At 41.3% G+C, this 2,683-nt stretch carries 3 protein-coding genes; 1 reads left to right on the forward strand and 2 read right to left on the reverse strand.

What is annotated here, in order from left to right; translation table 11 throughout:
• Positions 1–22 precede the first annotated feature (22 nt).
• Positions 23–895, reverse strand: a complete 873-nt coding sequence (locus AAC037_RS23265) for a DUF4382 domain-containing protein (RefSeq protein ID WP_339905997.1) — start codon at positions 893–895, stop codon at positions 23–25.
• Positions 883–1,944, reverse strand: a complete 1,062-nt coding sequence (locus AAC037_RS23270) for a carbohydrate-binding family 9-like protein (RefSeq protein WP_339905999.1) — start codon at positions 1,942–1,944, stop codon at positions 883–885. Before AAC037_RS23270 ends, AAC037_RS23265 begins: the two co-directional genes overlap by 13 nt.
• A 245-nt stretch (positions 1,945–2,189) precedes the next feature.
• On the opposite strand from AAC037_RS23270, the gene AAC037_RS23275 reads away from it, so the two are divergent.
• On the forward strand, positions 2,190–2,683 hold a 494-nt coding region (locus AAC037_RS23275; protein WP_339906000.1), incomplete at its 3' end, for a biotin/lipoyl-binding protein.

A 2,683-nucleotide genomic window follows, 5' to 3' on the forward strand; every position in this document is an offset into this window, starting at 1 on the left:
TTCTGGCATCACTTTGGCTATATTATTCGGGTGAGGTGCTTTCTTGTAAAGTGATGGATTCCAGGGTCAAGGTACTGTCGGGGTGAGTCAAAAGATTGAAAGTAGTGTCCACATATCCGCTGGGTGCCTCGATCTTAAATAGGTATTCATCTTCCGGTAAGCCACTGAGAAAGAAACCGCCATCATCTGAGGTAAGTGTACTAAAGGTGTCGGTGGCTGATATGGCCAAAACATGCGGAGCAATATCAATTGGTAGGATAGTCCCAGAAATTTCCGACAAACCGTTGCTAACAAATGCCCTGAAATGGGGTGTAAAGACATAATCTCCATTTTGGTCAGCTACTACTGATTGTATCAGGTCAAGATCCAAAATGATGTCATAAGAATAGCCACTTTCTACGGAGATGTCTACATCTAACTCCAACAAATCCTCTATATCCGGAGATAAAGTCATGTCTGTTCGCTCGTCATCTTCATTTAAGAAGTAAGCCTCTTCGCCTAAGAGAAATCGTATTTTAGAAATATTTCCGGATTGTAATTCTGTTCGGCCCACGAGCAACTGGGTTTCGTCTATCAAGGCACTGACCAACACCATATTGCTGGCCGCTTGATAGGGGATACTGACCCAATTGGCGTTGTCCTCACTTCCCCGACTTCCTGCAGGAAGGATTTCTACGCCTTCCACTTCTATCCATACTTCATCAAAGTCTCCAGGTGCGTCAATTAGCAAAATATTTACCAAGGATCGGGTCTCTGAAGGTTCTGTGCAGCCTGTGTAAAGAGCGCCAAAAAGGGCAAGCAGGAACAAATAAATCGTGTTTTTTATCATGAGATGAGATTTGCCATGGGTTGAATGAATACCTCCTTCTGCGGATCTGCCATTTATTTTTTCCAAATCTTACTGTCTTCAGTGATATGCCAGTATTCACCATTGGAAACAGCCGGGCTGGAAATTTTAAACCAAGATTTGGTGGCTTCAATTTCCACCATGGTTAGGCTAGTATCAACGTTTAAATCAGATAATTTGTTGGTATACCGTCCATTTCCTGCAAAAAATTGCTTCTCTGCATCATAGAGCTTCCTCAACTCATTTTTGATTTTTTCATTGGGCTCAGCTTTAAAAGCTTCCTTTCCTTCCCCAATATTGATCTCCGAAAACTGTAAATAACCCCAACGTTCAGGAAGGTGCATATTGATAGGTCCCATAGGTGACCAAACCCAATTGTCTTCAGGAAATGCCTTACCGGTTTTTGGATTGATGGTTTTTTTATACCCATTGGAATTGGGCTCTATTTGCCATTGCACCCTTGAAAAGTTAATGCGCCATTGGTCACCATCAACAGGGGCTTTATAGGATGGGCCGGATTGGGAAAGGCTTTTCCATGGGATGGCCATTTCTATGGACCAATAATCATCCACATCTGTAGGGTCATTGACTGTTCCACTCAGGTGGATGGCGTATTCTAGATTGTTGATATTCCATCCATTGATTGGCTTACCGCCGTTTTTGTAGGGTTTGGTAAGTAGCAGGTCCCAGAGCGTCCCCAAGGCATTGACCTCAATTTCATAATAATTGTGGGTGTCACCATCCGGATCTATAAAAACTTCAATGTCATTCTCATGGAAGATAACAGATTCTCTTTCAGTATAAGTGGCCCAAATGTTTTTTTCATGTAGTTTGACCCCTATGTATAAGTGCTGTTCATCCCAAAGCATTTTCATTTGGGTCAATTGATTGGGAGTGGGCAAGTCAGGGCCTTGAATATCGAGAAAGGGCTCGGACCAATCTGCGGCTTGCCAAGCGAATTCGTTTAGCTGTCCGTCTACTATGGGTTTTTCCGACACTTGATAGGCTACGTAGCTTCTGGGCTGCGGAATATCCTGAGAAAATGCATTAAAGGTTAAGCTTAAAAGGGCTAGTAATGATAGTGGTCTTTTGAACATATTTTTGCTATTAAATTGCTGCAAATATACAATAAGTAATAGAATGAACCCGCTTTGTAGAACCCTTAATCCTTGGATTGGTCGGCAGGCTTACTTATCCATGATATTGCCCGTTGAAAGTCTGTAAAAGTTACTTTGGAAAAATCTATCTGGTTTTCACCAAAATTATTGTATTATTTGTTGTTGCTTTAAAGTGTAAAAAGCACATCACTTGAATAAAAGTAAAACTAGTTTTGGCATCGAATATGAGTAAGATAAAATTAAACAAGATCGGGATTTTCACCTTTTTTATTCCGATGGTTGTCATTTTTTCATGTAATAGTGACAATAAGACGGGGGAAAAGGCCGAAGCCATCAAAGAATTTCCTGTAATTGAGGTGGTAGCATCTGATACCATTTTACATAGAGATTATGTAGCGGATATTAAAGCCATTCAGAATGTGGAACTTAGGGCTCGGGTTCAAGGGTTTCTTGAAAAAGTAAATGTGGATGAAGGCCAGGAGGTTAAGAAAGGCCAAATTCTCTTCAAAACCAATGAGCAGGAGTACAAGGCAGAGTTAGCCAAAGCCAAAGCCAATTTGGAAACTGCCAAGGCGGAAGCCAAAGTAATAGAGTTTGAGGTAGACCGCCTAAAAATAATGGTTGACAAAAATGTCATCTCTGAATCAGAGCTAAATCTGACAAAAGCAAAATACGATGCCGTACTGGCCCAGATTGAAGAGGCAAAATCAGCCTTAGA

It is taken from the genome of uncultured Cyclobacterium sp. (assembly GCF_963976465.1).
In the GTDB taxonomy this organism is placed as follows: domain Bacteria; phylum Bacteroidota; class Bacteroidia; order Cytophagales; family Cyclobacteriaceae; genus Cyclobacterium.